Consider the following 1,892-nt stretch of genomic DNA (forward strand, 5'->3'; position numbering starts at 1 on the left):
TGCCCCCGCTCCATTTTGGACACTGTTGGCGAATTCGATTGAGGTGACGCAGGTTCGGCATGCTTGATATCGGTTTCGGGGATGGTGTCGATGGAGGTTGTGGTGTCGTTGCGTCCGCGTGGGTGGGGCGAAGTTCCGGTCGAGACGGTTCGGGTCGCCGGGATGGCTTTCCCGCAGGGTTGCCTGGCGATCCGGATGCGAGATGCTCTGGGGCCGATCTTCGCTGATGACGAGTTCGCAGAGGTATTCTCACGTCGCGGTCAACCTGCGATTTCGCCAGCGTTGCTGGCATTGGTGTCGGTATTGCAGTTCGCCGAAGGACTCACCGATCGTCAAGCAGCGCAAGCTGTTCGGGGTCGGATTGACTGGAAGTACGCTTTGGGTTTGGAGTTGACCGATCCGGGCTTCGACTACTCGGTGCTCAGCGAGTTCCGTTCCCGGTTGATCGCGGGCGAGCTGGAGCAGCGGGTGCTCGACGCGGTCCTGGAGGCCGTTCGGCGAGCCGGGTTGTTGAAGGCGGGTGGTCGACAACGGACCGATTCCACTCATGTGCTGGCATCGGTCCGCGACATCAACCGGCTGCAGTTCGTCACCGAAACGCTGCGTGCCGCGCTCAATGCACTCGCCGCTGCGGCACCCGACTGGCTGGCCGAGATCGCCGAACCCGAGTGGTTCGACCGATACAGTGCTCGGTCGGAAGACACTCGGTTCCCGAGCCGGTGGGCGGCCCGGGCCGCCCATGCGAACCAGATCGGAGCCGACGGCATGACCGTGTTATCTGCGGTCGCCGCACCCACCTCCCCTGCATGGCTGCGGCATTTGCCCGCAGTGGAGTTGCTGCGAAGGATTTGGGTGCAGCAATACCAGGTCACCGACGCAATGGTGGCCTGGAGAGACAAGAAAGACCTGCCACCAGCGGCGATCCGTTACTGCTCACCATATGACGAACAAGCCCGCACCGGCACCAAACGCGATACCTCCTGGAACGGTTACAAGGTCCATCTCACCGAAACCTGCGAGCCCGACGCGCCGCACCTGATCACCCAGGTCGCCACCACGCAAGCCCCGGTCCCTGACATGGCGATGACCGCGGCGATCCATACTCGTCTGGCCGAGCGGGATCTGCTTCCTGACGTGCATCTGGTCGACGCCGGTTATGTCGACGCCGACCTGCTGGTCGCTGCGCAACGGGAACACGGTGTCGAACTACTGGGTCCGGTGAAGGCGGCCACCGGGTGGCAAGCCGCAGCCGACGGCGGCTATACCCTGGGCGACTTCACGATCGACTGGGACAACGAGCGGGTCACCTGTCCCCAAGGCACCACCTCCGCGCGCTGGAAATCCGACCGATCCCAGGACCAGGTCCCGGTCATCAAAGTCACATTCCCCCATTCGACCTGCCGACCCTGCCCGGCCCGCGCGCAATGCACCCGCTCCAGTTCGGGTCGACGGCTCACCATCCGGCATCGCGCTCAGCACCAGGCTCTCCAACTGGGCCGCACCGAACAGCAGACCGATCGATGGCAACAGCGTTACCAGCACCGCGCGGGAGTGGAAGGAACTGTGGCTCAAGGCATCCGATCCCACGGACTCCGCCGATCCCGCTACCAAGGTCTGGCCAAAACCAGCCTCCAACACCTTCTGACGGCCGCAGCCATCAACCTCAATCGCCTCAACGCCTGGTGGGACAACACGCCACTCGCTCCAACACGAGTATCGCATTTCGCTTCACTCCGACCGACCGCCTGACAGCGCACCGGGATTCGCCAACGGTGTCCATTTTGGGTCCAATGCCTCGAAACCATGCGCGTTGAAATCATGGATCACCTGCCGCACATACGATTCCGACACCTGCATCAGCTTCGCGATCAACCCGAACTGATTGATGCTGC

At 62.9% G+C, this 1,892-nt stretch carries 2 protein-coding genes; one reads left to right on the forward strand and one right to left on the reverse strand.

Going from position 1 to position 1,892, the window contains the following annotated elements; all coding sequences use genetic code 11:
• The first annotated feature begins 102 nt into the window (after positions 1-102).
• Positions 103-1,749, forward strand: coding sequence for an IS1182 family transposase (locus IU450_RS39175; RefSeq protein ID WP_195154765.1), 1,647 nt, complete (start codon positions 103-105; stop codon positions 1,747-1,749).
• Here the strand turns inward: IU450_RS39175 and IU450_RS41195 are convergent.
• Positions 1,729-1,872 carry a helix-turn-helix domain-containing protein gene (locus IU450_RS41195; RefSeq protein ID WP_324197987.1) on the reverse strand — a complete coding sequence of 48 codons (144 nt, stop codon included), beginning with the start codon at positions 1,870-1,872 and terminating at the stop codon, positions 1,729-1,731. The genes IU450_RS39175 and IU450_RS41195 overlap by 21 nt on opposite strands.
• Positions 1,873-1,892: the final 20 nt, after the last annotated feature.

This window comes from Nocardia abscessus, assembly GCF_015477775.1.
Taxonomy (GTDB): domain Bacteria; phylum Actinomycetota; class Actinomycetes; order Mycobacteriales; family Mycobacteriaceae; genus Nocardia; species Nocardia abscessus_A.